At 68.6% G+C, this 25,669-nt stretch carries 21 protein-coding genes; 9 read left to right on the top strand and 12 right to left on the bottom strand.

Going from position 1 to position 25,669, the window contains the following annotated elements:
* Positions 1-275 precede the first annotated feature (275 nt).
* From ndk to Q4P07_RS02355, 3 genes are read right to left on the bottom strand one after another with little or no spacing between them, the layout of a single operon-like run.
* Complete coding sequence (gene ndk / locus Q4P07_RS02365) at positions 276-713, bottom strand: nucleoside-diphosphate kinase (protein WP_303373284.1); 438 nt, start codon at positions 711-713, stop codon at positions 276-278.
* Positions 714-738: 25 nt separating this feature from the next.
* On the bottom strand, positions 739-1,569 hold the full coding sequence (locus tag Q4P07_RS02360; protein ID WP_303373283.1) for an undecaprenyl-diphosphate phosphatase: 831 nt from the start codon (positions 1,567-1,569) through the stop codon (positions 739-741).
* 4 nt (positions 1,570-1,573) lie between these two features.
* Positions 1,574-1,948, bottom strand: coding sequence for a DUF4233 domain-containing protein (locus tag Q4P07_RS02355; protein ID WP_303373282.1), 375 nt, complete (start codon positions 1,946-1,948; stop codon positions 1,574-1,576).
* 163 nt (positions 1,949-2,111) lie between these two features.
* Here Q4P07_RS02355 and Q4P07_RS02350 point away from each other — a divergent pair, with 163 nt between their 5' ends.
* Entirely contained in the window at positions 2,112-2,741 is a 630-nt protein-coding gene (locus tag Q4P07_RS02350; RefSeq protein ID WP_303373281.1) for a DUF3105 domain-containing protein, read from the top strand.
* A complete protein-coding gene (locus Q4P07_RS02345; protein ID WP_303373280.1) occupies positions 2,738-3,472 on the top strand; it encodes a DUF305 domain-containing protein in 735 nt (244 codons plus the stop codon). Before Q4P07_RS02350 ends, Q4P07_RS02345 begins: the two co-directional genes overlap by 4 nt.
* 18 nt (positions 3,473-3,490) lie before the next feature.
* Here the strand turns inward: Q4P07_RS02345 and Q4P07_RS02340 are convergent, their stop codons facing one another.
* From Q4P07_RS02340 to Q4P07_RS02325, 4 genes are all read right to left on the bottom strand, one after another.
* Positions 3,491-4,303, bottom strand: a complete 813-nt coding sequence (locus Q4P07_RS02340) for an aminoglycoside phosphotransferase family protein (RefSeq protein ID WP_303373279.1) — start codon at positions 4,301-4,303, stop codon at positions 3,491-3,493.
* Positions 4,304-4,355: 52 nt separating this feature from the next.
* Positions 4,356-5,864, bottom strand: coding sequence for a folylpolyglutamate synthase/dihydrofolate synthase family protein (locus tag Q4P07_RS02335; RefSeq protein WP_303373278.1), 1,509 nt, complete (start codon positions 5,862-5,864; stop codon positions 4,356-4,358).
* On the bottom strand, positions 5,861-9,238 hold the full coding sequence (gene ileS, locus Q4P07_RS02330) for an isoleucine--tRNA ligase (RefSeq protein ID WP_303373277.1): 3,378 nt from the start codon (positions 9,236-9,238) through the stop codon (positions 5,861-5,863). The genes Q4P07_RS02335 and ileS overlap by 4 nt, the downstream gene beginning before the upstream one ends.
* A 368-nt stretch (positions 9,239-9,606) precedes the next feature.
* Positions 9,607-10,581, bottom strand: coding sequence for a hypothetical protein (locus Q4P07_RS02325; RefSeq protein WP_303373276.1), 975 nt, complete (start codon positions 10,579-10,581; stop codon positions 9,607-9,609).
* A gap of 67 nt (positions 10,582-10,648) precedes the next feature.
* On the opposite strand from Q4P07_RS02325, the gene Q4P07_RS02320 reads away from it, so the two are divergent.
* Positions 10,649-12,019, top strand: coding sequence for an FAD-binding oxidoreductase (locus Q4P07_RS02320; RefSeq protein WP_303373275.1), 1,371 nt, complete (start codon positions 10,649-10,651; stop codon positions 12,017-12,019).
* Between the two features lie 51 nt (positions 12,020-12,070).
* Here Q4P07_RS02320 and Q4P07_RS02315 read toward each other — a convergent pair whose 3' ends face one another.
* On the bottom strand, positions 12,071-14,014 hold the full coding sequence (locus Q4P07_RS02315; protein ID WP_303373274.1) for a sodium:alanine symporter family protein: 1,944 nt from the start codon (positions 14,012-14,014) through the stop codon (positions 12,071-12,073).
* Between the two features lie 143 nt (positions 14,015-14,157).
* Between Q4P07_RS02315 and valS the strand changes: the two genes are divergently transcribed.
* The 6 genes from valS (at position 14,158) to Q4P07_RS02285 (ending at position 21,253) form a co-directional block, all read left to right on the top strand.
* Positions 14,158-16,878 (top strand): valine--tRNA ligase, encoded by a 2,721-nt coding sequence (gene valS, locus Q4P07_RS02310; RefSeq protein ID WP_303373273.1) that lies wholly within the window; start codon positions 14,158-14,160, stop codon positions 16,876-16,878.
* An 80-nt stretch (positions 16,879-16,958) separates the two neighbouring features.
* Complete coding sequence (locus Q4P07_RS02305) at positions 16,959-17,768, top strand: DUF4129 domain-containing protein (protein ID WP_303373272.1); 810 nt, start codon at positions 16,959-16,961, stop codon at positions 17,766-17,768.
* Positions 17,768-18,292 carry a hypothetical protein gene (locus Q4P07_RS02300; protein ID WP_303373271.1) on the top strand — a complete coding sequence of 175 codons (525 nt, stop codon included), beginning with the start codon at positions 17,768-17,770 and terminating at the stop codon, positions 18,290-18,292. Before Q4P07_RS02305 ends, Q4P07_RS02300 begins: the two co-directional genes overlap by 1 nt.
* Complete coding sequence (locus Q4P07_RS02295) at positions 18,289-19,293, top strand: MoxR family ATPase (RefSeq protein ID WP_303373270.1); 1,005 nt, start codon at positions 18,289-18,291, stop codon at positions 19,291-19,293. The genes Q4P07_RS02300 and Q4P07_RS02295 overlap by 4 nt, the downstream gene beginning before the upstream one ends.
* A 32-nt stretch (positions 19,294-19,325) precedes the next feature.
* Positions 19,326-20,696, top strand: a complete 1,371-nt coding sequence (locus tag Q4P07_RS02290; RefSeq protein ID WP_303373269.1) for a DUF58 domain-containing protein — start codon at positions 19,326-19,328, stop codon at positions 20,694-20,696.
* On the top strand, positions 20,693-21,253 hold the full coding sequence (locus tag Q4P07_RS02285) for a hypothetical protein (RefSeq protein WP_303373268.1): 561 nt from the start codon (positions 20,693-20,695) through the stop codon (positions 21,251-21,253). Before Q4P07_RS02290 ends, Q4P07_RS02285 begins: the two co-directional genes overlap by 4 nt.
* Positions 21,254-21,286: 33 nt before the next feature.
* Here Q4P07_RS02285 and clpX read toward each other — a convergent pair whose 3' ends face one another.
* From clpX to tig, 4 genes are all read right to left on the bottom strand, one after another.
* Complete coding sequence (gene clpX, locus Q4P07_RS02280; RefSeq protein WP_303373267.1) at positions 21,287-22,558, bottom strand: ATP-dependent Clp protease ATP-binding subunit ClpX; 1,272 nt, start codon at positions 22,556-22,558, stop codon at positions 21,287-21,289.
* A gap of 198 nt (positions 22,559-22,756) precedes the next feature.
* The gene (locus tag Q4P07_RS02275) at positions 22,757-23,434 is read right to left on the bottom strand and encodes an ATP-dependent Clp protease proteolytic subunit (protein ID WP_303373266.1); all 678 of its coding nucleotides are present in this window, start codon (positions 23,432-23,434) and stop codon (positions 22,757-22,759) included.
* 8 nt (positions 23,435-23,442) lie between these two features.
* Entirely contained in the window at positions 23,443-24,066 is a 624-nt protein-coding gene (locus Q4P07_RS02270) for an ATP-dependent Clp protease proteolytic subunit (protein WP_303373265.1), read from the bottom strand.
* Between the two features lie 206 nt (positions 24,067-24,272).
* Positions 24,273-25,664: a trigger factor gene (tig, locus tag Q4P07_RS02265; RefSeq protein WP_303373264.1), complete on the bottom strand. Its 1,392-nt coding sequence runs from the start codon at positions 25,662-25,664 to the stop codon at positions 24,273-24,275.
* Positions 25,665-25,669: the final 5 nt, after the last annotated feature.

The following is a 25,669-nucleotide window of genomic DNA, read 5'->3' as shown; positions in this document are numbered from 1 at the left end:
CCGTCCGCACCACCATCGGCTCCACCGTCCGCGCCACCGCTGCGCGCGGGCGCACCGCCGGCCTGGTCAGGGTCCACCTTTTCGAAGGCCTCCGAAAGGTTGTCGCTGGTCAGCTTGGAGTCCGAGAACTCCTCGTTGGTCGATTCGTCTTGCGTGCTCATCTGCATCTCCTCGTCCATGGCCCACCGGCTGGCGGACCTATGCCTCACTCTGGACAGCACCGCCCCGACGCGCAACCGGAAGAGCCCGATGTCTCCGATCGCGGCGCCGCCAGGTCAGGTGAGACCGGGGAACCAGATCGCGATCTCGCGCGCTGCAGACTCCGGCGAGTCCGAGCCGTGCACGATGTTCTGCTGGACCTTCAGGCCCCAGTCGCGACCGAGGTCCCCCCGAATCGTGCCCGGCGCCGCAGCGGTCGGATCGGTTGCCCCGGCCAGCGAGCGAAAGCCAGGGATGCAGCCCTGCCCCTCGACGACGACGGCGGTCACCGGTCCGGAGGACATGAACTCCACCAACGGCTCGTAGAAAGGCTTGCCTTCGTGCTCGGCATAGTGCGAGGCCAACTGCTCTTGGGTCGGCATGGTCACGGCGAGCGCGGTCAGGGTGTAACCCTTGGCCTCGATGCGGCGCAGCACCTCACCGGTCAGGCCACGGCGATAGCCGTCGGGCTTGACGAGGACGAGGGAGCGTTCGGTCTGCGGAGTCTCAGTCACAGGCCCCAGCGTAGGCGGCGGGACGCTACGCCTGGATGACCCCTGCGCCGAGGAGGCCGAAGAGCACCAGCGCCGCGATGATCCGATAGATCATGAAGGGCGTGAAGGTGTGCGTGGTGATGTAGCGCATGAACCAGGCGATCACGGCATACCCGACGACGAAGGCGATCACGGTCGCGAGCCAGATCGGGCCCCACGCCGTCCCGGTGCCGATCGCGGTGCCGGTGAAGACCTTGACCACCTGCAGCCCGCCGGAGGCGAGGACCGCGGGGATCGCGAGCAGGAAGGAGTAGCGCGCCGCAGCTTCTCGGGTGAAGCCCATGAACAGGCCGCCGGCGATGGTGCCACCACTGCGCGAGACGCCGGGCACGAGCGCGAGCGCCTGCCAGAAACCGAAGGCCAGCCCGTCGCGCCACGTCAGGTCCCGCAGCTCCTTGTGCTGGCTCGCGCGCCGCTCGGCCGCCAGGATCACCAGGGCGAAGACCAGCAGCATCGTCGCCGTCAGCCACAGGCTGCGCAGGTCCGTCTCGATCCAGTCCTGCAGCGCGAGCCCCAGGATCGCGATCGGGAAAGTGCCCAGGATGACCCACCAGCCCAGGATCGCGTCGGGGTCGTTGCGCGGGATCCGCCCGGCGAGCGAGGCGAACCATGCCTTGATGATCCGGGTGATGTCGCCCCAGAAGTACAGCACCACCGCCGCTTCGGTGCCGAGCTGGCTGATCGCGGTGAACGCCGCGCCGGGGTCGTCCTGGCCCAGCAGGCGCCCGACGATCGAGATATGGGCGCTGGAGGAGATCGGCAGAAATTCGGTCACCCCTTGCACGAGGCCCAGGATGGCGGCAGTCAAGAAGTCCACGCGTTCAGTCCTCCTGGATGTCGTCGCTGCTGGGGTAAGTCACAGCCCACGCCGCCTTGTCCGCGTCGATCCGGCCTCCGTAACGCAGGCACACCCACCAGAGACCGGTAAAGATCAGGCCGACCACGAGCATGGCCGGCAGGATCAAGGCGGAGGCGAGGGTGAGCGCCTGGCACAGCCAGCCGAGCGCGATGCCGGCTCGGCTGCGCAGCGCTCCGGCCGTGACGAGGCACAGGAGAGCCAGGGCGGAGAGGGCCCAGAGGTGGGCGCTTCCACTACCCGCTCCAGCGGCGCTGGTGAGCTGCCACGCGACGAGGCCACCGAAGAACACGGACATGGCCTGCGCTAGGAGGGTGACTGCGCCGAGCCTTCTGGTCATCTGACCCGGCGCCGATGATGCACGGGAGCGCGAGGGGCTCAAGGGACGGTCTTCCACCGCCAGATCATCCCAGACCCAGCAGCACAGGTTTTCCAGGAACACCGCATACCCTTTCGACCACAGCACTCAACTCTCCGCACAGACACCACCAGGAGCCACCGTCGTGCCCCGACCCGGCCGCAGCCAGACCACCGATCGCGCCAGCAAGGTCGCCCAGATCCAGAAGGCGACGCAGGCCGCAGACCGTCGCCGTGCCACCCTGATCTGGGGGGCGGCCGCTCTCGTGGTGGCGCTCATCATCGGGGCAGTCGTGTATGTCGTGGCCAAGGAGAGCCCGGACCTAGCCGACCTGTCCGGAGTCCAGACCTATGAGTATGAGGCGGCCGTCCACAATGACGCCGCGATCACCTACGCCGAGAACCCGCCGGTGGGCGGACCGCACCACAACGCGTGGTGGAACTGCGGCGTCTACGACCAGGAGCTGCCCAAGGAGCACGCGGTCCACTCGCTGGAGCACGGCACGGTGTGGCTGACCTACCAGCCGACGCTGCCGGCGGACCAGATCGAGGTGCTGAAGAAGCTGGGCAATCAGGAGTTCATGCTCGTCTCGCCCATGGCCGACCAGTCCTCCCCGGTCGTCGCGACCGCCTGGAACCACCAGCTGACCCTCGACTCGGCCGACCAACAGACGCTGACCAAGTTCGTCCGGACCTACAAGCAGGGCCCGACGACGCCTGAGCTGGGAGCGGCGTGCACCGGTGGCACGGTGACCGACCTGGTGGATCGGTCATGACGCAGAGCCAGCTCGCTGCCCCACCCCGGGACAGGTGGCGCACCTTCGGCGCTCCCGCGCTGGCGATCGTGACGGTGGCCGCGCTGTGCCTGGGGACGCTGCTCGGCTGGCTCACGTTCGCCCCGCGCTACCCGGCCGATACCAGCGTGGAGGCCGGATTCGCCCGGGACATGAGTGAGCACCACGCGCAGGCGACGCAGATGTCGCTGCTGGTCATGCAGCGCACCGAAGACGAGCCGGTGCGGCGGCTCGCCAGCGACATCACCAACAACCAGGAGTTCGAGCGGGGCGTGATGGCCACCTGGCTCGGCGAGTGGGGCCTGCCGCGGGCCCGTGAGGGTGAGCGGATGACCTGGATGACCGGGCACGATCACGCCGCGATGGACCTGCCCGCGGGCGTGACGATGGCTGGGATGGCGTCGCCCACACAGATCCAGGAGCTCACGGATGCGACCGGCAAGGCGGCGGAGGTGCTCTATCTCCAGCTCATGACGACGCATCACCTCGCCGGCGTCGAGATGGCCGACGCAGCGCTGGAAGGCGCCACCGACCCCGACGTCCTCGCGGTGGCCCAGCGGATGGTGGGCGCGCAGGTCGGCGAGGTCGAGCAGATGGACCAGTTCCTGCGCGACCGTGGCTCGCAGCCCCGCGAGGATGTCTCCGCCTGGTTGACGTCGCGGGCCGCGGACGCGCAGCCTTCCGGCGGCGACAAGGGCCACGAAGGTCGCTGACTCCGCGCGGCACGATGCCTAGCGGCAGAGCGCCTCCGCAAGACGAGCACGGTTCTCCACCAGCCATTGCTCGCGGCGGCGGATCTGGTCGCCGATCCCCTCGTCCCACATGCGCGCCCACCCGCCACCGAGTCGGGCAGCGCGGTCCCGCATCCGGTGCCAGGAGCGCCCCGCTGTCCGGATGGCGACCGGGAGGATGTGGGCGCGCAGCTCGGGGTCCACGCCGTAGGCGTCCACCAGCAACCTGCCCCTGGACGTCGCATCGATCCCACGCATCACTGGCTCCCGGTCCTCGACCGGCATCCACCCTCCCCACCACAGGAGCAGGTTGCCGACGCTGTCGACGCGCGTCGCGGGCCGCACCAGGTCGAAGTCGATCAGGGCAAAGGCCTCTCCGTCTCGGAAGACGGTGTTCTCCGGCGTGACGTCAAGGTGCCCAAGGAAGGAGGGCACCGGATCGCAGGGCTCGTCGGTGGGCAAGGGGGCTAGCCCGGTGGGCGACGCTGAGCCCATGGGCAGCCCGAGCGGGACCATGGCGTCGTCGAGCCGTCGCAGCAGCCGTGCCACCGAGGCCGCACGGTCCTGGTCGGCCACCCAGGACGGCCATGGCCGTCCGGCGACCTCTCCCTCCACGAAGGTCAGCACCTCGCGGCCGCGGTGATCCAGCATCAGGAAGCGCGGTGCCCCGTCAAAACCGACCGCCTCGAGGTGCCGCAGGACCACGTGCACCAGGGGCGAGTGCTCACCGACCGGTCGACGCACCGTGTCACCGACCCGCACCACACCTTCGGTGACGTCGCCACCGGTCAACGGGATCTCTGCCTGCGCCACGGGTCGATCCTCCCAGGGCGCGAGATTCGCCGGGGCGGTGGTGGCATCGGCCTCAGGTGGTGGTCAGACCGAGCAGCGCCCGGACCTCCGCGGCAGTGATGACGGAGCCGGTGGCGAGGACGGCGCCGCCGATGCCCGCCTCGTCTGCCAGCCCGGACGCGACGTCGAGCGCCTCCGGCAGGGTGTCGACGACCGTGACGCGGTCCTGGCCGAAGTAGTCGGCCACCAGGGCCCCGAGCTCACGAGGCGGGATCGCCCGTGGGGAGGTGCTGCGGGTCACCACCACATGATCGAGGATCGGCTCGAGCGAGCGGATCATCGGCTCGACGTCCTTCTCGCGCAGCACCGCCAGCAGGCCGACCAACCGGGTGAAGGTGAAGGACTCACGGATCGCCTCGACCAAGGCGTCGATCCCTGCAGGATTGTGGCCGGCGTCGACCAGCACCGTGGGCGAGCGCCGCACGATCTCCAGACGGCCCGGCGAAGTCACCCCGGCCAGGCCAGCGCGGAGGACGTCGCGGTCGAGCGGCTGCTCACCACCACCCACGAAAGCCTCCACTGCAGCCACCGCCATCGCCGCATTGTGCGCCTGGTGCGCGCCGAAGAGCGGCAGGAAGAGGTCGCTGTAGTCGCTGGCGAGTCCCCTGACCGAGAGCTGCTGTCCGCCGACCGCCACCTCACGGGTCAGCACACCGAAGGAGAGCCCTTCGGCCTTCAGGTCCGCCCCGACCCCGTCGGCTCGCGCGATGAGCACCTCCATCGCCTCCCCCTCCTGCACGCCGACGATCGCGATCGAACCCTCCTTGATGATCCCGGCCTTTTCGGTGGCGATCTCCTGGATCGTGCTGCCCAGGAGACGGGTGTGGTCCAGGGAGATGGGAGTCACCACCGCCACCGTGCCGTCGGCCACGCTCGTGGCATCCCATACCCCGCCCAGACCGACCTCGACGACGGCGACGTCCACGGGCGCATCGGCGAATGCGGCATACGCGAGGGCGACGACGACCTCGAAGTAGGTCATCCGGACCTGACGGCGCGGCTCGTCCTGCGCCATGGACTCGGCGTCGACCATCTCGATGAAGGGCAAGACGTCGTCATAGGCGGCGAGGAAGGACTCGATCGAGACTGGCTCCCCGTCCAGCGCGATCCGCTCCCGCATGTCGTGCAGGTGCGGGCTGGTGAACCGGCCGGTGCGCAGCCCCAGCTCCCGGAGCAGCCGCTCGACCATGCGGGCCGTGGAGGTCTTGCCGTTGGTGCCGGTCAGGTGGACCATCGGAAACGCGTGCTGCGGGTCACCCATCAGCTCCATCACCCGCTGCACGCGGTGCAGGCTCGGCTCCGGCATGTGCTCCGGGGTGCGGTCTAGGATCTCGGCGACCACTTGGTCATAGCGCGCCACCAGCTCCGGCGGGACTTGGGCCGTCGGGCCGCGTCCCTGCCCCCGAGTGGCGGGAACGGCCGCTCCCGGGTCGAGGGGCAGCTCGTTCTCGTCGAGGGAATCGTCGAAGGGCTCGTTGTCGTCGAGGGGCAGCTCGTTGTCCTCGAAGAACTGGTCGCTCATCGGACCTCCATCTTGCTGATCATCAGGTCGACGCGGCGGCCCGCGCCGAGGTCGGCGTTGGTCGTGTATGTCGTGGCTCGGGGCTGGGTGCTGCCGTCCGGGTCGCTCCCGCCGCCGAGGCCGTGGCTCTTCGGCTTGGGCAGGGACGCGCCCGCGCCAGCCGCGCCGAACTGCACCGCCAGAGTCTCGTCCATCACCAGCTTCTGGTGCTCGGTCGCTGCCTGCCACACCTCGTCGTCGCCCACGACGGTCAGGCTGATCCGGTCACTGATCTGCAGACCAGCATCCTTGCGGGCGCCCTGGACGGCACGGACCAGGTCCCGGGCCAGGCCCTCCCGGGCCAGGTCTGGAGTCACCTCGGTGTCGAGGACGACGAAGCCACCGCCGTGTCCGCGCAGCATCGCGGTCGCCTGTCTGCCGCCTTGCTCCTGCGACTGGGCCACCACCGTCTCCAGGGTGTACTCACCTTCCTGCAGCAGCAGACCTCCAGAGGTCACACGCCCGTCCGCAGCCACCGACCAGTCACCGTTCTTGGAGCCCTTGATCGCGGTCTGGACCTCACGGCCCAGGCGCGGTCCGGCTGCCCGGGCGTTGACGGTGAGCCGTTGCTCGACGCCGAAGTCGGCCGCAGACGCCGCCGCGAGGTCCAGCACCTTGACCTGCCTCACGTTGACCTCGTCACGGACGATGTCAGCCAGCGAGGAGAGGCCCTCCGGGTGGGCGGTCGCGACCGTGAGCGTGGACAACGGCAGCCGCACCCGCAGGGCCTCAGCCTTGCGCAGCCCGAGCGTCACTGAGCACACCTCGCGGACCGCGTCCATCGCCGCGACGAGATCCTGGCCAGCGGGCAGGTCGTCGGCAGCTGGCCAGTCGGTCAGGTGCACCGACTCTCCGCCGGTGAGCCCTCGCCATACCTCCTCGGTGGTCAGCGGGAGCAACGGGGCAGCCACCCGGCAGGTCACCTCGAGCACCGTATAGAGGGTGTCGAAGGCATCGTGGTCCTCGGCCCAGAAGCGGTCGCGGGACCGGCGGATGTACCAGTTGGTCAGCACGTCCACGAACGTTCGGATCGTGTCCGCCGCAGCTGCGATCTCGTTGCGTTCGAAGGCGCCCTGGGCCTCCTCCACGAAGTCGCGGGTCTTGGCCAGCAGATAGCGATCGAGTTCGTGCGAGGAGGCCGTCGACCACTTCGCCTGATAGTTGGCCGCGTTGGCATAGAGGCCAAAGAAGTACCACGCATTCCACAGCGGGATCATGGTCTGACGCACACCATCGCGGATGCCCTGCTCGGTGACGATGAGGTTGCCGCCGCGCAGGATCGGGCTGGACATCAGGAACCAGCGCATCGCGTCGGCACCGTCGCGGTTGAAGACGTCACGCACGTCCGGATAGTTCTTCAACGACTTGGACATCTTCTGCCCGTCGTTGCCGAGCACGATGCCGTGGCTGATGCAGCTGCTGAAGGCCGGCCGATCGAAGAGTGCGGTCGCCAGGATGTGCAGCGTGTAGAACCAGCCGCGGGTCTGACCGATGTATTCGACGATGAAGTCCGCCGGGAAATGGTGCTCGAACCAGTCGGCGTTCTCGAACGGATAGTGCACCTGGGCATAGCTCATCGAGCCGGAGTCGAACCAGACGTCCAGCACGTCCTCGACGCGACGCATCGTCGACCGGCCCGTGGGGTCGTCCGGGTTGGGCCGGGTCAACTCGTCGATAAACGGCCGGTGCAGGTCGACATTGCCCTCGCGGTCACGCGGGAGCTGCCCGAAGTCGGCCTCGAGCTCGGCGAGCGAGCCGTAGACGTCGATCCGTGGGAACTGCGGGTCATCGCTGGTCCAGACCGGGATCGGGCTTCCCCAGAAACGGTTGCGGGAGATCGACCAGTCGCGGGCGTTGGACAGCCACTTGCCGAACTGACCGTGCTTGACATGGTCGGGGACCCAGGTGATCTCCTCGTTGGCACGCAGCATGTCGTCCTTGAACTTCGTCACCTCGACGAACCAGGAGGAAACCGCCTTGTAGATCAACGGCTGCTTGCAGCGCCAGCAGTGCGGGTAGGAGTGCGCGTAGGACTCGCGGCGCAGCAGCACCGTGCCGTCGGTCACGGCCCCCTGCTCGCGCCGCTCGTCCGTCCACACCTGGTTGCGCGTCGCAGCCTTCAGGTGCTCCTGCAGGGGTGCGTTGGCATCGAAGACCAGCATGCCGGCGTACTCGTCGACCGGGTGGGTGAACTGGCCGTCGGCGCCGACCGGCATGACGGGCTCGATGCCTTCGCGGTCGGTGACGACCTTGTCGTCCTCACCGAAGGCACCGGCGGTGTGGACCAGCCCGGTGCCGTCAGTGGTCGTGACGAACTCGGCGATGACGAGCCGGTGCGCCTTCTCCCAACCCTGGTAGTAGCGAAACGGCGGCACGTAGGACCGGCCGGACAGCTCGGCGCCCGTGTAGGACGCCAGGACGTTCGGCTCCTCGCCGAGCTCGTGGGCGTAGGACGCGAGGCGTTCCTTGGCGATGATGTAGCGCTGCGGCTCACTCTGACCGTCAGTGGCACCGGGCAACGGCGCCTCCACCACGACGTAGTCGATGTCCTCCCCGACCATGATCGCCAGGTTGGCCGGCAGCGTCCACGGCGTGGTGGTCCAGACCAGCGCGAGCGCACCGTCGAGCACAGGGTCGGGCGTCGAGCCTGGCAGCAGCCGCAGCCCGACGGTCACCGCCGGGTCCTGCCGCACCTGATAGACCTCGTCGTCCATCCGCAGCTCGTGGTTGGACAACGGCGTCTGGTCGTTCCAGCAGTAGGGCAGCACGCGGTAGCCCTCGTAGACCAAACCCTTGTCGTAGAGGCTCTTGAAGGCCCACAGCACCGACTCCATGAAGTCGACGTTGAGCGTCTTGTAGTCGTTCTTGAAGTCGACCCAGCGAGCCTGCCGGGTGACGTAGTCCTCCCATACCTGGGTGTACTTCAGCACCGACTCGCGGCACTTGGCGTTGAATGCCTCCAGCCCCAACTCCAGGATCTCGTCCTTGGTCTTGATGCCGAGCTGCTCCATCGCCTCGAGCTCGGCCGGCAGTCCGTGCGTGTCCCACCCGAAGCGCCGCTCCACCCGTTTGCCGCGCATCGTCTGGTAGCGCGGGACGACGTCCTTGACGTAGCCGGTCAGGAGGTGTCCGTAGTGCGGCAGGCCGTTGGCGAAGGGGGGCCCGTCATAGAAGACGTATTCGTTGGCGCCCTTCTCCCCCGCGGGCCGAGACTCGACGCTCTTGGCGAAGGTGTCGTGCTCGCGCCAGTAGGCGAGCACGGCTTCCTCGATCTCCGGAAAGCGCGGCGAACTGGTCAGCGCGTTGCCGGAGGTGCTGGTGAGCGGATAAGCCATGGGGAAGGCTCCTCGTCAGTGGTGCTGGTGTCGGGTATGCAGTCTCATCCCGAGGACGACACCTTCCCGGCCTGCTCGGCCGGGCGAGTACCGCGGTACCACCTCGCTTGCGCGCCCTCGAGGGACGCACCACTTCCTCCTGCGGCGCTCACGGGCCTGCCCCGTCCGGTTCTAGTGGGGCCACCGCTGGCTCGCGGTGCCCGTTCTGCCGGAAGCTTGCCGCTGATGACGGCTCTGACGCTGTTGTCCCCATGATAACGGCTCTGCGTGGCCAGCTCTGGCTCCACCACCCTCCTGGGCCGATGAACCCCCTGTTATTGCAGGTGGTTCATCCCCATAAGGGGTGGTTCGTCGCCAACTCAGCCAACTCAGCCGGCCCGTCGCCGTGACCGTGCCCGCTGCAGAGCCGCCTCGACCTTGGCGCGGACTACCCCCGGACGGGCCAGGTCAGCCCAGGTGAGCCGGACCACCTCATAGCCCAGCGCTCTCAGACGGTCTTCCCGGAGCTTCTCCGCCGCGAGATCAGCCGGTCGTTCGTACTTGAGCATGCCGTCGAACTCGACCACCACCGAGCCCTCCATCAGGAAGTCCACCCTCGCGACCCACGTGCCGTCACGCGTGAGGATGTCGACCTGGGGACGCACCTGCTCGTAGCCCAGCCGGTGCAGGATCCATGCGGTCCGCGACTCCCCCGCGCTCTCGTGGCGGGCGTCGGCGCGGTCGATGACGACGCTGGCGGCGGGGCGGCCACGTCCCAACCAGGCCCAGCCGCGGAGAGCCTCCAAGTCGTCTCGGGCACAGCGGCCCAGCCGCAGGGCGGAGTCCGCGGCGACCAGCCCGGCCTCGACGCCGAATGCCGCTGCGACCTGGACGCAGGCTATGGACGGCATCACCACGGGAAGCCCGAAAGCGCCGGTCACCCGTGCCTCGTCGACCGCCGCATGTCGGACGAGGTCGCCGCGTCGACGGCTCTTTCCGGCCCCGATGGAGACCACGTGCACGAGGTCGTCGACGCCATGGATCGACAGGCCCATCACGGCCAGCGCGCTGTGGTGGCTGAGCGCGAGCGACGCCGCTCCTGCACCGGATTTTTCAGCGCGATGGCCGCGCTCGAGCATGACCCCTCGCGCCCTGATCAGATGCCGGTCCCACGGGGGTGCAGCACGCCAGAGGTCACCCTCGACGAGCACGTTGCGACGCAGTCGGACGACTCGACCGGAGCAGATCCAGCCGCGCAGCAGCTCCGGTGAGACTCCACGCGCACGCAGCTGCACGGCCGTGGCGATGCCGTCCTGGCCCAAGACCAGGGGCGCGACGATCTCGGTCCACGGGTCGGGGCTCACCTGTCCAGGATGACCTCGCCAGCGACGAGTTGCTGTCGTTATCCACAAGCCTCGTAGGCTCACCGTCATGCCCACCCACATCCAGGCCCTCCGAGAGCTGCTCGGTGATCGGGTTGTCACCGACCCCACCATCGCCGCGGGTTATGCGGCGGACGCCTACCCCCAGGCGACGTCGCTGCGTGGTGAGGAGTTCACCGTGGTGCGCGCCCGCCGCCGTGAGGACGTCGTCAGCACGCTGCGGTATGCCGCTGAGCAGCGCGTCCCGGTCGTCCCGCAGGGTGCACGCACGGCCACGACTGGGGCCGCCTGCGCCCTACCCGGCGCGATCGTGCTCTCGACCGAGCTCATGACGGCTGTGGAGATCGACCCGGTCGAACGGATCGCCGTCGTCGGGCCGGGCGTCATCAATACCGATCTCAAGGCCGCCGCAGCCGAGCACGGCCTGGCCTACCCTCCGGACCCGGCCAGCTCGTCGATGTGCACGGTCGGGGGCAATATCGCCACCAACGCGGGTGGGCTGTGCTGCGTGAAGTACGGCGTGACCGCCGACTACGTCCGCGGCCTCGAGGTCGTCCTGCCCGGCGGGGAGGTCATGCGCACCGGCCGCCGCACGGCCAAGGGGGTCGCGGGCTACGAACTGACCGGGCTCTTCGTCGGATCGGAGGGCACGCTCGGCGTGGTGACCGAGGCTGTCCTGCGGCTGATCCCGCTCGGGGATCCTGCACTGACCGCGCTGGCCGTCTTCCCCACCCTGGACGCCACGATCGCGGGGATCGCCGCGCTGCGTGGCACACGGCATACCCCGAGCCTGATCGAGATGCTCGACGGGCCGAGCATCGATGCCGTCCAGGCCTACGGCGACTACGGCTTTCCGGTCGGGTCGGGCGGCGTACTGCTCGTCCAGTCCGACCGGCCCGGTCATGCGGAGGAGGACGTGCGGGAGTATGCCGCCCTGCTCGGCGGGGCGGGCGCCACCGACGTAGCGGTGGCCGACGACCGGGCAGAGGCAGACCTGCTGATGGAGGGCCGGCGGGTGCTCAACCCGGCGCTCAAAGCCCGTGGATCGCGCTTCATCGAGGACGTCTGCGTGCCTGTCGGACGGCTGGGCGAACTCGTCCGGCAGGCCCAGCTGATCGCCGGGCGGCACGGCCTGGAAGCGACCTGCAGCGGGCACGCCGGCGACGGCAACCTGCACCCGTGCTTCTTCTACGACGACACCGACGCGCTGAGCCTGGCAGCGGCGCAGCGGGCCTTCGACGAACTGGTCCGGGCAGCCTGGGCTCTGGGTGGCACGGTCACTGGTGAGCACGGCGTCGGCGAGGCCAAGGCGCCGTGGCTGGCCGAGGAGCTCGGCGAGGCCGAGATGGCGCGACAACGCGCGCTGAAAGCGCTCTTCGATCCGCTGGGGATCATGAACCCCGGGCGCGTCTACAGCTGAGGGGGCACCTGGCGCGGCGCCCGCCTCCGGTCAGACAGACCGTCAGCCCGTTCAGCCGCGGGGGCCGTCGTCGTCGTCCATCCTGGGGACGTCACGGCCGCTCTCATGGCGACCAGGTGGCTGGTGACCGGGCTCGCGCCCGTAGGGGGTGGTCGTCCCGCCGCGGCCGAAACCGTCGTCGTCTTCGTCACCCAGCCCGCGATGCCCGCCCCGCTGGGGCGGCGGGTAGGGGGTGGTCGCTGCACCGACGCCGAAGCCGTCGTCGTCCTCGTCATCCCAATCGGCCGCGACACCTTCGCGTCGGACCTGGCCACCCTCACCCATGCGCAGATCCTGGGCGGCGACGCCGCTAGCCACCCGGTTGCGCCCGGAGGAGTCGACCAACTGGTTCTCACCGGCCAGTTCCTCGACCGAGATCTCCTTCTCACTGTCCTCCAGACCGAGCTGCAGCAAACGACCGGACTTGCGGTCCTCGAGGTATTCGTTCATCTCCCGCTTGATGACCGGCAGCAGCATGTAGACGCCGAGCAGGTTCACGAAGGCGCAGACGAAGAGGAAGTTGTCGGCGAAGGCGAGGACCTGACCGAAGGTCAGGAGGCACCCCATGACGGTGAAGAACAGGAAGACGACCCGGTAGATGAGGGTCGCGGTCCGGGTGTCACCGAAGAGGTAGTTCCAGGCGCGCTGCCCGTAGTAGGACCAGGTGATCAGCGTGGAGATCGCGAAGAGCGCGACGGCGATCGCCAGGACGGCCGGGAACCAGGAGATGTGCTGGCCGAAGGCGTCCGAGGTGACCGTGACGCCGCCGACGCTGTAGTCGCCGTCGGCGCCCAGGTACTTTGCCCGTTCCCCCTGATAGAAGGAGGTGTTGGCGATGGTGATGGTCAGAGCAGTCATCGTGCAGATGACGACGGTGTCGATGAAGGGCTCAAAGAGGGCGACGAAGCCCTCCGACACCGGTCGCCGGGTCTTCACCGTGGAGTGCGCGATCGGGGCAGAACCCAAACCGGCCTCGTTGGAGAAGGCAGCGCGCGTCATACCCACGATGAGCACGCCGACGATGCCGCCAAGGACCCCCTCGCCAGTGAAGGCGCCGGACAGGATACTGCCGAAGGCGGAGGGGATCTGCGCAAAGTTGCCGAAGATCACGACCAGGCAGGCGAGCACGTAGATGCCCCCCATCAGTGGGACCAGCGTCGAGGTAACCCGGCCGATGGACTTCATGCCGCCGATGATGACCGCGCCGACCAGGACGGCGATCACCACGCCCGCGACCAGCTTGCCGCTGGTGGAGGTGATGAAGCCGGTGCCGTCGGGGTCGATCACGGTGACCAGCTGGGAGTAGGTCTGGTTGGACTGGAACATGTTGCCGCCACCCACGCCGAAGAACAGGATCGCGACGGCGAACAGGCCGGTCAGGCCCACCGACAAGAACTTGGGGAATCTCGCGAAGGCGACCGGAAGATACGTGAACGGGCCACCGGCAACGGTGCCATCCTCACGCAGCTCGCGGTATTTCACTCCGAGGGTGCACTCGGCGAACTTGGTCGCCATCCCGAACAGTCCGGCCAGGATCATCCAGAAGGTGGCGCCCGGACCACCCATGGTGACCGCTGCCCCAACACCGGCGATATTGCCCAGACCCACGGTTCCCGAGAGCGCGGAGGTCAGCGCTTGGTAGTGCGGGATCTCACCCGGGTCGTCCTTGGAGGAGTATTTGCCCTTGATCACGTCGATCGCGACCGGGATGCCACGGACCTGGATGAAGAACAGGTAGAAGGTAATGAAGATCGCGGCGACGATCAGCCAGAGCACCACGAAGGGCATCTCGAAGCCCGGGATGGGCAACTTGAAGAAGATGACGTCTCCGGAGATCTCCGTGACGCTCGCGAAGTTGTCGTCGACCACCTTCTCCAAGTTGGTGATCCACTCTGGATCCCGACTTGTGGTCTGCTGTTCTTCGGCGGCCTTGAGCCACAACTGGGTTCCGAGCATGGGGTTAACTTTCGACATCATCATGGGTCTCGGTCAAAGACATTCGGCGATCGTGATCAAACCGTGATGCTTTTTCCGGGCACATTCTCGCACCTGGACGCACCGGTTCGGCCCAGTGTGCACCGTCTGGGAGAATGTCGCGCATGACCCCACAGGCACGTCCCCTCGACCCTGCGCGTCCAGCTACGCTGCCGGAGCGCCCGTCCGTCGACGGGCTAGAGGAGCGGTGGGTGCCGGTCTGGAAGGACAGCGATCTCTTCGCCTTCGACCGCGAGGCGGCCCTGGCCGCGGACCGGAGCCAGATCTTCGCCGTGGACACCCCGCCCCCGACCGCCTCGGGAAGCCTGCACCTAGGACACGTCTTCGGCTACACCCAGGCGGACTGCCTCGCGCGCTATCACCGGATGACCGGCAAGCACGTCTTCTACCCGATCGGCTGGGACGACAACGGCCTGCCCACCGAGCGCCGGGTGCAGAACTACTACGGCGTGCGCGGCGACGCCACGCTGCCCTTCGACCCCAGCTTCACCCCGCCGCAGACCGGCGGCGAGGGGAGATCCACCCGCGCCGCCGACCAGGTGCCGGTGGGTCGCGCCAACTTCATCGAGCTCTGCGAGGAGCTCACCGTCATCGACGAGCAGGCCTTCGAGGACACCTTCCGCCGTCTGGCGCTGAGCATCGACTGGAATGTGCAGTACCGCACCATCGACGAGCGTTCCCGCGCCGTGGCCCAGCAGGCCTTCCTGCGCAACCTGGCCCGCGGGGAGGCTTACACGGCCGAGGCGCCGGGCCTGTGGGACGTGACCTTCCAGACCGCCGTGGCGCAGGCCGAGCTCGAAGCGCGCGACTACCCGGGTGCTTATCACCGCGTCGCTTTTCACTCCTCGACCGGTGCACCGACCTACATCGAGACGACCCGACCCGAGCTCATCCCCGCCGCCGTCGCCCTCATCGCCCACCCGGACGACACGCGCTACCAGCAGCTCTTCGGAACGACCGTGACTTCGCCGCTGTTCGGCGTCGAGATCCCGATCGTCGCGCACCGCGCCGCTGAGATGGACAAGGGCGCCGGAGTCGCCATGTGCTGCACCTTCGGCGACATGACCGATGTGCAGTGGTGGCGCGAGCTGGACCTGCCGACCCGCTCGGTCATCACCCGCGCCGGCCGACTCCAGGCCGAGACTCCGGACTGGATCACTGGTGGCCCGGGCGAGGCGCTGTATGCCGAGCAGCTAGCTGGCAAGAGCACCTTCGCCGCTCGGGAGGCCGTCGTGGGGGCGCTGCGGGCGTCCGGTGACCTGGACGGCGAGCCGAAGAAGACGCAGCGCAAGGCGAATTTCTTCGAGAAGGGCGACAAGCCGCTGGAGATCGTGACCAGCCGCCAGTGGTTCATCCGCAACGGCGGGCGGCCGGAGGGTGCCGAAGGCCTGCGCGAAGCCTTGCTCGCCCGTGGCGACGAGCTCGCTTTCCACCCCGACTTCATGCGCACCCGCTACCGCAACTGGGTCGGTGGCCTCAACGGAGACTGGCTGGTCAGCCGGCAGCGCTTCTTCGGCGTGCCCCTGCCCGTCTGGTATGCCGTGGACGCCGGCGGCGACGTCGACTACGAAACCGTCCTGACGGCCAACGAGAGCGACCTGCCGGTGGACCCGGTCAGCGATGTCCCGTCGGGTTTCACGCAGGACCAGCGGGACCAGCCGGGCGGCTTCACGGCCGACACCGACATCATGGACACCTGGGCGACCAGCTCGTTGAGCCCGCAGATCGCGGCCGGCTGGCCGACCCAGGGTGGCCAGGGTCCCGGATCCGACCCGGAGCTGTTCGCCAAGATCTTCCCCTTCGACATGCGCCCGCAGGGGCACGACATCATCCGGACCTGGTTGTTCGCCACGGTGGTCCGCGCGCACCTGGAGCACGGCACCCTGCCCTGGACCGACGCCTACATCAACGGCTGGATCCTCGACCCCGACCGCAAGAAGATGTCCAAGTCCAAGGGCAACGCGGTCACCCCGCTCGGGATGCTCGAGGAGCACGGCACCGACGCGGTCCGCTACTGGGCGGCGGCGGCGCGGCCCGGTGTGGACACCATCGACGATCCCGGTCAGGTCAAGGTCGGCAGACGGTTGGCGATCAAGCTGCTCAACGCGAGCAAGTTTGCGCTGTCGTTCGGCGAGCTGCCGATGAGCGCCGACGGATCCCCCGCCGATGCTGCGGCCTTGGTCACCGAGCCGCTGGACCGCTCCATGCTCGCTGGTCTTGCCGAGGTGGTCCACCGCGCGACCGCAGCCTATGAAGCGTGGGACTACTCGACCGCGCTCGACGTCACTGAGGCGTTCTTCTGGAGCTTCTGCAACGACTACCTCGAGCTGGTCAAGGAGCGCGCCTACGGCGGCGCCTTCGGCGACCCCGACGTCGAGTCGGCGCAGCCCTCGCCCGAGACGGTCTCGGCGCGGGCCGCACTTCGTCTGGCGCTGTCGGTGCAGCTGCGCCTACTGGCGCCGGTCCTGTCCTTCGCGACCGAAGAGGTCTGGAGCTGGTGGCACGAGGAGGGCTCCTCGGTCCACGTGCAGTCCTGGCCGGCGGAGGCGGAGTTGGCCCAGGCCATCGCGGGTGCCGACGTGGGCCTCCTCCCGACCCTCGGTCAGGCCCTCACCGGCCTGCGCAAGGCCAAGTCGGAAGCCAAGGTCAAGATGCGCACGGAGATCTCGGCAGCGACCGTGACGGGACCGGCCCTTGACCTGGACCGCGTGCGGACCGCTCTGGGCGACCTGGCCGCCGCCGGCAAGGTGACGGGCGAGATCTCCTATGCCGACGGCGAGCAGCTGGCGGTGTGCGACGTGGCGCTGATCAGCAGCGACCACTAGCAGACCAATCGAGGCGAGCCAGCACCGCGCGAGCTCTCCTCAGCATTCGCGAACGGGCGCTCAGCACATAGGCTGAACGGATGCGTCAGGGCAGCCGATCGACACTCGTCATCGCGCTGCTGGCTGCCGCCGCCGTGGTCCTGCTGCTGGTCTGGAGCAGTGCCAACGGCACGCCGTTGGTCAGCGCCCCGCAGGGCACCTGGGGACCGCCGCGCGCGGAGACCGGCGCCGCCACCCCCACCGTGGAGCTGCAGATCCCCACGGCCGCGCCCGACGGCGCTGGCGATCGCGCTCCGACGGTGTCGACCGACACGATGGTCAACGTCATCTTCGGGCTCTTCCTGATGGCCGTGGTCACGGCCTTCCTCCTCGCGCTGCGGTGGTTGGGCAGGCAGCGCTACGAAGAGCAGCACCGACAGGGCATTGCCGCCGAGGACGAGCTCGTGGCCCTGCTCGAGGCCACCAACGAAGACACCCAGTTTCGGGCCCTATCCGAGGGAGACCCGCGCAACGGCGTCGTTGCCTGCTGGGTGGCGCTGGAAGAAGCGGTCCAACGGTCCGGGCTGAGCCGCAACCGCAGCGAGACCGCTGCCGAGCTGACCGAGCGCGTGCTGTCGCGATGGGAGGTCGACGCGGAGGCGATCACCACGTTGTCCCATGCCTACCGGGAGGCACGTTTCTCCCGGCACCCGATCACCGACGATCAGCGCGACGCCGCGGTCCACGCACTCGATCGGATCCACACCGATCTGCGCCGACGCGTCCAGGCGGAGGACGAGGCTCGGGCGGCGCAGGAGCGCGACGCAGCGCAAGCCGCAGCTGCAGCCGAGCAGGCCAAGACCGATGCGGCCCTGGCCAGATCAAGCCGCCGTCGCAGCCGGGGCGCCTGATGAGACGTCGCCCGCTCCTGTCTCCTGACGTGCGCAGCGTGGTCGTGCCACTCGGCCTGGGCACCATCGGCACCGGAGCGTTGCTGTTCTTCATCGGCTCGTTGCGCTACACCGTGCTGGAGGCGGCGCTCGTCGTCCTCTTGGCCGCCGTCGTGATCTCGCTGGCTCCACTGGTCCTGACCCGCAGCGGCCGGTATGCCGAGCGCGCGTACTGGGCCTCGACTCCCCGCCAGGAGTCGGTGCCCCCTGCAGCCCTGGACTACCGTTTGGTTCGTCTCCGCAGGGATCTGCGCGACGCGGTAGAGCGCGACGACCGCACCGACGAGATCTACCCGCTGCTGCGCGACCTCACCTCCGAACGACTCCTCGCCCTGCACGGCATCAACATCGAGTCCGACCCAGAGGGGGCCAAGGCGGCGATGGACCCCCACCTGTGGCGCTACCTGACCCACCCGCCCACCGACGACCGCAGACGAAGTCGGGGCGCGCTGCATACCGCCCTGGAAGGGATCGAGAAGATATGACACAGCCCGACCAAGAGCACCCCCTCACCCCCGCTGACGTCTCCGCGCAGGCCGGAGAGGTGCTCGACCGGGTCGAACAGGCAGTCGTCGGCAAGCGCGAGGCGCTCACCCTCGTGCTGACCGCCATCCTGTCCGGTGGCCACGTGCTCCTGGAGGACTTCCCCGGGCTTGGTAAGACGCTGGCGGCGCGGTCCTTCGCGCAGACGCTGGGGCTCGACTTCACCCGCGCGCAGTTCACGCCGGACCTGCTCCCTTCCGACCTGACCGGCAGCTTCGTCTACGACCAGTTGGTCTCCGAGTTCGCGTTCCGGCCCGGACCCCTCTTCACCGGCCTGCTGCTCGCCGACGAGATCAACCGGACTCCGCCCAAGACCCAGTCGGCGCTGCTGGAGGCGATGCAGGAGCATCAGGTGACGGTGGAGGGAGCGACCTTCGCGCTCCCTCAACCCTTCCACGTGCTCGCCACCGCCAACCCGGTCGAGTACGAAGGCACCTATCCCCTCCCTGAGGCGCAGCTGGATCGCTTCCTCATGCGGGTCTCCTTCGGCTATCCGACCGCGGAGCAGGAATGGGATGTGCTCACCCGGCGTCTGGTCCGGCAGACCGAGGACCAGCAGCTGGACGCGGTGACTGACGCCGCCGGTCTGGCGGCGATGCAGGCCGCGGTCGAGACCGTGCCGGTCGAGGATGACATCTCCCGCTACTGCGTCGAGCTGGCCGCCGCGACCCGCCGCCACCGCGCGGTGCTGATCGGGGCCTCGCCCCGGGGCTCGCTCGCGCTGATGCTGACGTCGAGGGCGTATGCCGTGGTCGACAACCGCGACTACGTCACTCCCGAGGACGTCAAGGCCGTCGCCCACGCGGTCCTCGACCACCGCATCTCGATCAAGCCGGAGCTGTGGATGTCCGACACCGGCGGTGCGGCCGTCGTCGACACGGTGCTCGGTCAGGTCCCGGTGCCGGGCTCGCGCACCGGAGCCTCGACGGCCCAGGCCGAGTGAGCAGATGAGGGCAGCAGCATGATGGTGGCGCGATGAGCACCATCCGAGGTGACGCCTGGGCGCCCACTCCGGCGTTGGTGCGGCTGCTGGCAATCGTGCTCGTCACGGCACCGGTGGCGGTGTTCTGGCGACGTCCCGACCTGCTCATCCTGGTCAGCCCGCTGGCCGTCGTGCTCGCCTGGAGCCTGGTGACCCGACCCCACGCGATCCCGCGGCGGCGCTTCGCCCTCTCGCACGCCCAAGTGCGCGAAGGCGACCAGGCCTTGGCGGTCGCCGACGTGGAGCCGGTCGAGCACAGCGACTTGCTGGCCGCCGCGCTCTCGCCAGCGCCCTTCGTCGAGGGCGTCCCGCTAGAGAAGGGCCACGAGGTCGAGGATCCCGACGGCGTGCTGGTCCAGCGGACCAGTGCGGTGGTTGACGCCGACGGCCCGCTCGACAATGGTCTGCGCCGCCTCCTGGTCGGGGTGCGTATGACCCGGTGGGGTGTGCGTAGGGTCGGTCCGCTGCAGGTCGCCGCGGTCAGCCCATGGGGCTCCTTCCGTTGGGGTCCGGTGGCCCTGGACCCGCTGGGCCTACGCACCTTGCCGCAAGCGGTCTCCTTCGACGTCCACGGCGCAGCCCCCAACCCCCGGGGCCTGGTGGGCATGCACCGGTCCGCCCGCCCCGGCGAGGGCAGCGAGTTTGCCACGCTGCGTCCCTTCCAGGTCGGCGACCGGCTGCGCCGGATCCACTGGCCGCGATCCACCCGCAGCGCCGGCCAGCTCTTCGTGACGTCCAGCTATGCCGACGAGGACACCCACGTCGCGGTCCTGGTCGACGCGCACTACGACCTGGGCCGCTCCGGCGGCGTGCGTGGCGCGCCGAGCTCCCTGGACCGCTCGGTGCGAGCCGCTGCGGCCATCGCCGAGCACTTCCTCCAGAACGGCGACCGCGTCAGCCTCCGCGTCCTGTCTGCCCGCACGCCGCTGACCGTCCCCATCGGCACCGGCAAGAAGCATGGCGTGCGGATCCTCGACGCCCTCAGCCGCATCGTCCCGTCGCTCGACGATCAGACCGACCCCCAACGGGTCCACCTCGGGGTCTCTGAGGGCACGCTCGTCGTCATGATCTCCGCCCTGGTCTCCCCCGACGCGCTGACCCAGGCCGCTTCCCTCTCCCACCGAGGCTTGTCGGTCGTCGTCATCGACGCGCTCGTCGATCCTGCGGAGGGCGACGTCGTGGCCAGCACAGACAAGGACCCGCTGGCCAGGACCGCCTGGCGGATCCGGATGCTGGAGCGCGACCGTGAGCTGCGCGCGATCCGTGCCAAGGGGGTGGCGGTCGTCCCCTGGCTGGGCCCTGGAAGCCTGGACGTCGTGCTCCGCGAGCTGGGTCGGCGTGGTCGGAAGGGGCGGTTGGCGTGAGGGAGTTTGCCGACCTGTTCATCGACCTGCGCACCGCGAGCAGGACGCAGTTGATGGTCCGGCTGGCGATCATGCTGGGCGCCGTCCTCTTCCTGGCCGCCTACGCCTTGGCCGGCGGCGGCAACCTGCTCGCCTGGGCCGGCATCTTCGGCCTCGGGGCCCTGGTCGTGCTGCAGCCGCATGCGCTCGCGCCGGGACTTTTCCTCACTTTTGCCGTCGTCTCCTGGTGGGCGACCGTCGACGCGGGTTGGCACTGGGCCCTGCTCCCGGCCGCGCTCGGGCTGCTGGTGGCGCACAGCGGCGCGGCGCTGTGCGCTTCGGTCCCGGCGCAGGCACCGTTGCCGGGGAGCGTGCTGCGCCGCTGGGCGGGCCGCTGCGCCGTGGTGGCGCTCCTCACGACCGGGGTATGGGGTGTGGCTGGCCTGTTGATGCTGCGCAACGGAGCGGACCTCGGCACCATCCCGGGAATGCTGGGTCTGGCTGTGCTCGCTGCCGGGCTGGTGCTCTTCGTGCGACGGCGAGAAGCGCGCGAACGGGTAGCGACCCCCGGCAGGTGATCGCGAGCACCGACAGCTCACGTGCTCAGAAGTTCAGGCGCTCTCCTTGCGCTGCTGCCGCTTGCGGGGCACCTCGCGGCGCACGATCGTGGGGTTGACGTTCTCCAGGACCACCTCGCGCGTGATGACCACCTTGGCGATCTCGTCGTCGGAGGGGACGTCGAACATCACCGGCAGCAGCACCTCCTCAAGGATGGCCCGCAGGCCGCGGGCGCCGGTGCCGCGCAGGAGTGCCTGGTCGGCGATCGCCTCGAGGGCATCGCCCTCGAATTCGAGCTCGACCCCGTCGATCTCGAACATCCGCTGATACTGCTTGACCAGCGCGTTGCGTGGCTGCGTCAGGATGTTGATCAGCGCACCCCGGTCCAGTGGGGTGACGGTGGTGATGACCGGGACCCGGCCGATGAACTCGGGGATCAGCCCAAACTTCATCAGGTCCTCGGGGAGGACGTCAGCGAACTGCTCGTTGGCGTCCTTGGGTGAGCGCAACTCGGCGCCAAAACCCAGCCCCTGCTTGCCGGCGCGCGCCTCCACGATCTTCTCCATCCCGGCGAAGGCACCGCCCACGATGAACAGGACGTTGCCGGTGTCGATCTGGATGAACTCCTGGTGCGGGTGCTTGCGGCCACCCTGCGGGGGCACCGAGGCCACCGTGCCCTCAAGAATCTTCAGCAGCGCCTGCTGGACTCCCTCGCCGGAGACGTCCCGGGTGATCGAGGGGTTCTCGCTCTTGCGGGCGATCTTGTCGATCTCGTCGATGTAGATGATGCCGGTCTCGGCCTTCTTGACGTCGAAGTCCGCGGCCTGGATGAGTTTGAGGAGAATATTCTCGACGTCTTCGCCGACGTAGCCTGCCTCGGTCAGAGCGGTGGCATCCGCGATGGCGAAGGGCACATTCAGCATCTTGGCCAGGGTCTGGGCCAGGTAGGTCTTGCCACAGCCGGTCGGGCCGATGAGCAGGATGTTGGACTTGGCGAGCTCGACCGTTTCGTCACCGACGCGCGTCTGGTCCGCCTGGATGCGCTTGTAGTGGTTGTAGACCGCGACCGCGAGCGCGCGCTTGGCCGGGTCCTGGCCCACGACATACTGCTCGAGGAAGTCGAAGATCTCCCGTGGCTTGGGCAACTGGCCCAGTCCCAGGTCGCTGGACTCGGCCAGCTCCTCCTCGATGATCTCGTTGCACAGGTCGATGCATTCGTCACAGATGTAGACGCCGGGGCCCGCGATCAGCTTCTTGACCTGCTTCTGGCTCTTTCCGCAGAAAGAACACTTCAGCAGGTCGCTGCTCTCACCCATGCGTGCCACGTGGACTTCCCTTCAGCGCGGTCGGTGGTCTACCTCTGCCCCCGACGCTACCCCGCGCAGCGCGTCCGTGACAGTCAATTGCCTGCCCGGGAGCGGCGTGTTGGTGACTGTCCGCTGACAGCGCAACTACCTCACCGCACGGCAGCCGCCGACCCAAGTGGCGGGCGGCCGCCGTCACGCGCTGCCTGCACGCCTGGCTCAGTTGTCCCGGGACGCCTTGCGAGAGGCGAGCACTTCGTCGATCAGACCGTAGTCCAGGGCCTGGGCGGCGGTGAGGATCTTGTCTCGCTCGATGTCCTTGCGGACCTGCTCCACGTCCCGGCCGGAGTGCAGGGCCCAGGTCTCCTCCAACCAGGTGCGCATCCGCAGCACCTCGTTGGCCTGGATCTCGATGTCGGACGCCTGGCCGTAGTCGCCACCGGCCAGCGCTGGCTGGTGGATGAGCACGCGGGCGTTGGGCAGGGCGTACCTCTTACCGGGCGCACCCGCCGCCAGCAGCACGGCCGCGGCGGACGCGGCCTGACCGATGACAAAGGTCTGCACGTCCGGCTTGATGTATTGCATCGTGTCGTAGATCGCGGTCAAGGCGGTGAAGCTGCCGCCGGGGCTGTTGATGTACATCAGGATGTCGCGGTCGGGGTCCTGGGACTCGAGCACGATCAACTGGGCGATGACATCGTCGGCCGAGGCGTCATCGACCTGCACGCCAAGGAAGATGATGCGGTCCTCGAAGAGCTTGGTGTAGGGGTCCTGACGCTTGGTGCCGTAGGAGGTGCGCTCCTCGAACTGCGGCAGGATGTAGCGGCTGCTGGGAGCCAGCGAGCCAGCGTCCGCGCGGGCCGTCCACGCGCCGGCGGAGGGATTCAGGTGGGTCATGTCAGCTCTCACTTCTCGTCGCGGGCGGCCGGGGTGGGGGCGTCTGCGGAGCGCTCGTAAACGTGGTCGACGAAGCCGTAGTCCTTGGCCTCGATCGCGGTGAACCAGCGGTCGCGGTCAGAGTCCGTCTCGATCTGCTCGACACTCTGCCCGGTGTGCTCGGCGATGAGCCGGGCCATCTCGCGCTTGGTGTGCAGCATCTGCTCGGCCTGGATCTTGATGTCGGATGCGGTGCCACCGATGCCGCCGGAGGGCTGGTGCATCATCACCTTGGCGTGCGGGGTGGCGTAGCGCTTGCCGGGGGTGCCGGCCGACAGGAGGAACTGGCCCATCGAGGCGGCCAGGCCCATCGCCACGGTGCACACGTCGTTGGGGACCCACTGCATGGTGTCGTAGATCGCCATACCGGCGCTCACCGAGCCACCCGGGGAGTTGATGTAGAGCCAGATGTCCTTGTCCGAGTCCTCGGCCGCGAGCAGCAGCAGCTGGGCACAGATCGCGTTGGCGTTGTCGTCACGCACGTCCGAGCCGAGGAAGATGATCCGCTCCTTGAGGAGGCGGTTGTAGATCTGGTCGTCCAGACCGGCGACCGGACGCTCGGCCATGCCGGTCGGGGTGGTCTCCTGAGTCATAGGTCAATCCCTCGCTTCTTGCGGGTATGCCGTGCCCTCACGGGGTCACGGTGTCGTGTCTTCGCACCTGTCATCGACCCTAACGTCCAGGTGCCGCATGGCACTCCCGCGGGTGGGGCATGTTCGCCCTGAGCGCAGCGCGCTCCACCGCGAAGGCCCCCGACCGGTCGTCGGGGGCCTTCGAGAGTCATGCTGCGCTGGCGGACTCAGGCCTTGGCGTCCTCGGCGTCGTCAGCGCTAGCCTCGACGGTCTCGACCTCGGCGTCAGCCTCATTCTCGACCTCGGCGTCGAGCTCATCGACACCGTCTTCGCCGAGCTCCTCGTCCTCACCCTCGGGGTCGATCTCGTCGAGGTCGATGACGTTGCCGTCGGTGTCCTTGACGGTCGCGGCCTCGAGCACGGAGGCGAGCGCCTTGCGGCGGCCGACCTCCGCGACCATCGCGGGCACCTGGTTCTGCTGGTCGATGCTCTGGGCGAACTCCTGCGGGTTCATGCCGTACTGCTGGGCGGTCATCATGATGTATTCGATGAGCTCACCCTGGTCGACCTGGACCTCGTCCCGCTCGACAAGCGCGTCCAGCAGGAACTGCGTCTTCATCGCCTTGGTCGTGGACTCGGTGACCTCGGCGCGGTGGGTGTCGTCCTCAAGACGGCTCTCGCCCTCCAGGTGGCGGTGCACCTCGGCCTCGACCAGGTTCTCCGGCACCGGGATCTCGACCAGCGCGAGCATCTGGTCCAGGACCAGGTCGCGGGCCTTGATGCCCTGCTCAAACTTGGCTGCCTGCTCGGCCTGCTTGCGCAGGTCCTCCTGCAGCTCGGCCAGGGTGTCGTGCGGGCTGGCCAGCTGGGCGAACTCGTCGTCCAGCTCAGGCAGCTCGCGTTCCTTGACGGTCTGGACGGTGACGGTGACGTCGGCGTCCTCGCCCTCACGGTCTCCGCCGGCCAGCGGCGAGGTGAACTCGACGACGTCACCGGCCTTGGTGCCGCGCAGCGCCTTGTCCAGACCCTTGAGCATGGTGCCGGAGCCGATCTCGTAGGCGACTCCGGTGACGTTGTCGATCTGCTCGTCGCCGATCTTGGCGGAGAGGTCGATGGTCGCGTGATCGCCGGTCTTGGCCTTACGGGTGATCGGCTTCAGGGTGCCGAACCGGGCGCGCAGCGCCTCCATCCGGGTCTCGACGTCCTCGTCGGAGAGCGCCAAGGGCTCGACCTCGACCTCGATCGAGGAATAGTCGGGCAGCTCGAAGGCGGGCATGATGTCGATCTCGGCCTCGAAGGTGAGGTCTTGGTCGTCGGCCATCGGCAGTTGGGTCAGGTTGATCTCCGGCTGGCCGAGCGGGCGGATCTCGTGCTCGGCGATCGCCTGCGTGTAGAACTCGGGCAGCGCGTCGTTGACGGCCTCCTGCACGACCGCCCCGCGACCGAAGCGCTGGTCGATGATGCGGTTGGGGACCTTGCCCTTGCGGAAGCCGGGGATCTGCACCTGCGCGCCGATCGTCTTGTAGGCCACGTCAAGGCGGGGCTTGAGGTCAGCGGCGGGGACCTCGACGGTCAGCTTGACCCGGGTCGGGGTCAGATTCTCGACAGCGCTCTTCACTGGTG

Source organism: Ornithinimicrobium sp. (assembly GCF_030537745.1).
GTDB lineage: Bacteria > Actinomycetota > Actinomycetes > Actinomycetales > Dermatophilaceae > Ornithinicoccus.
Note: the sequence above shows the minus strand (reverse complement) of the source record. Positions and strands in the feature narration are given on the sequence as shown.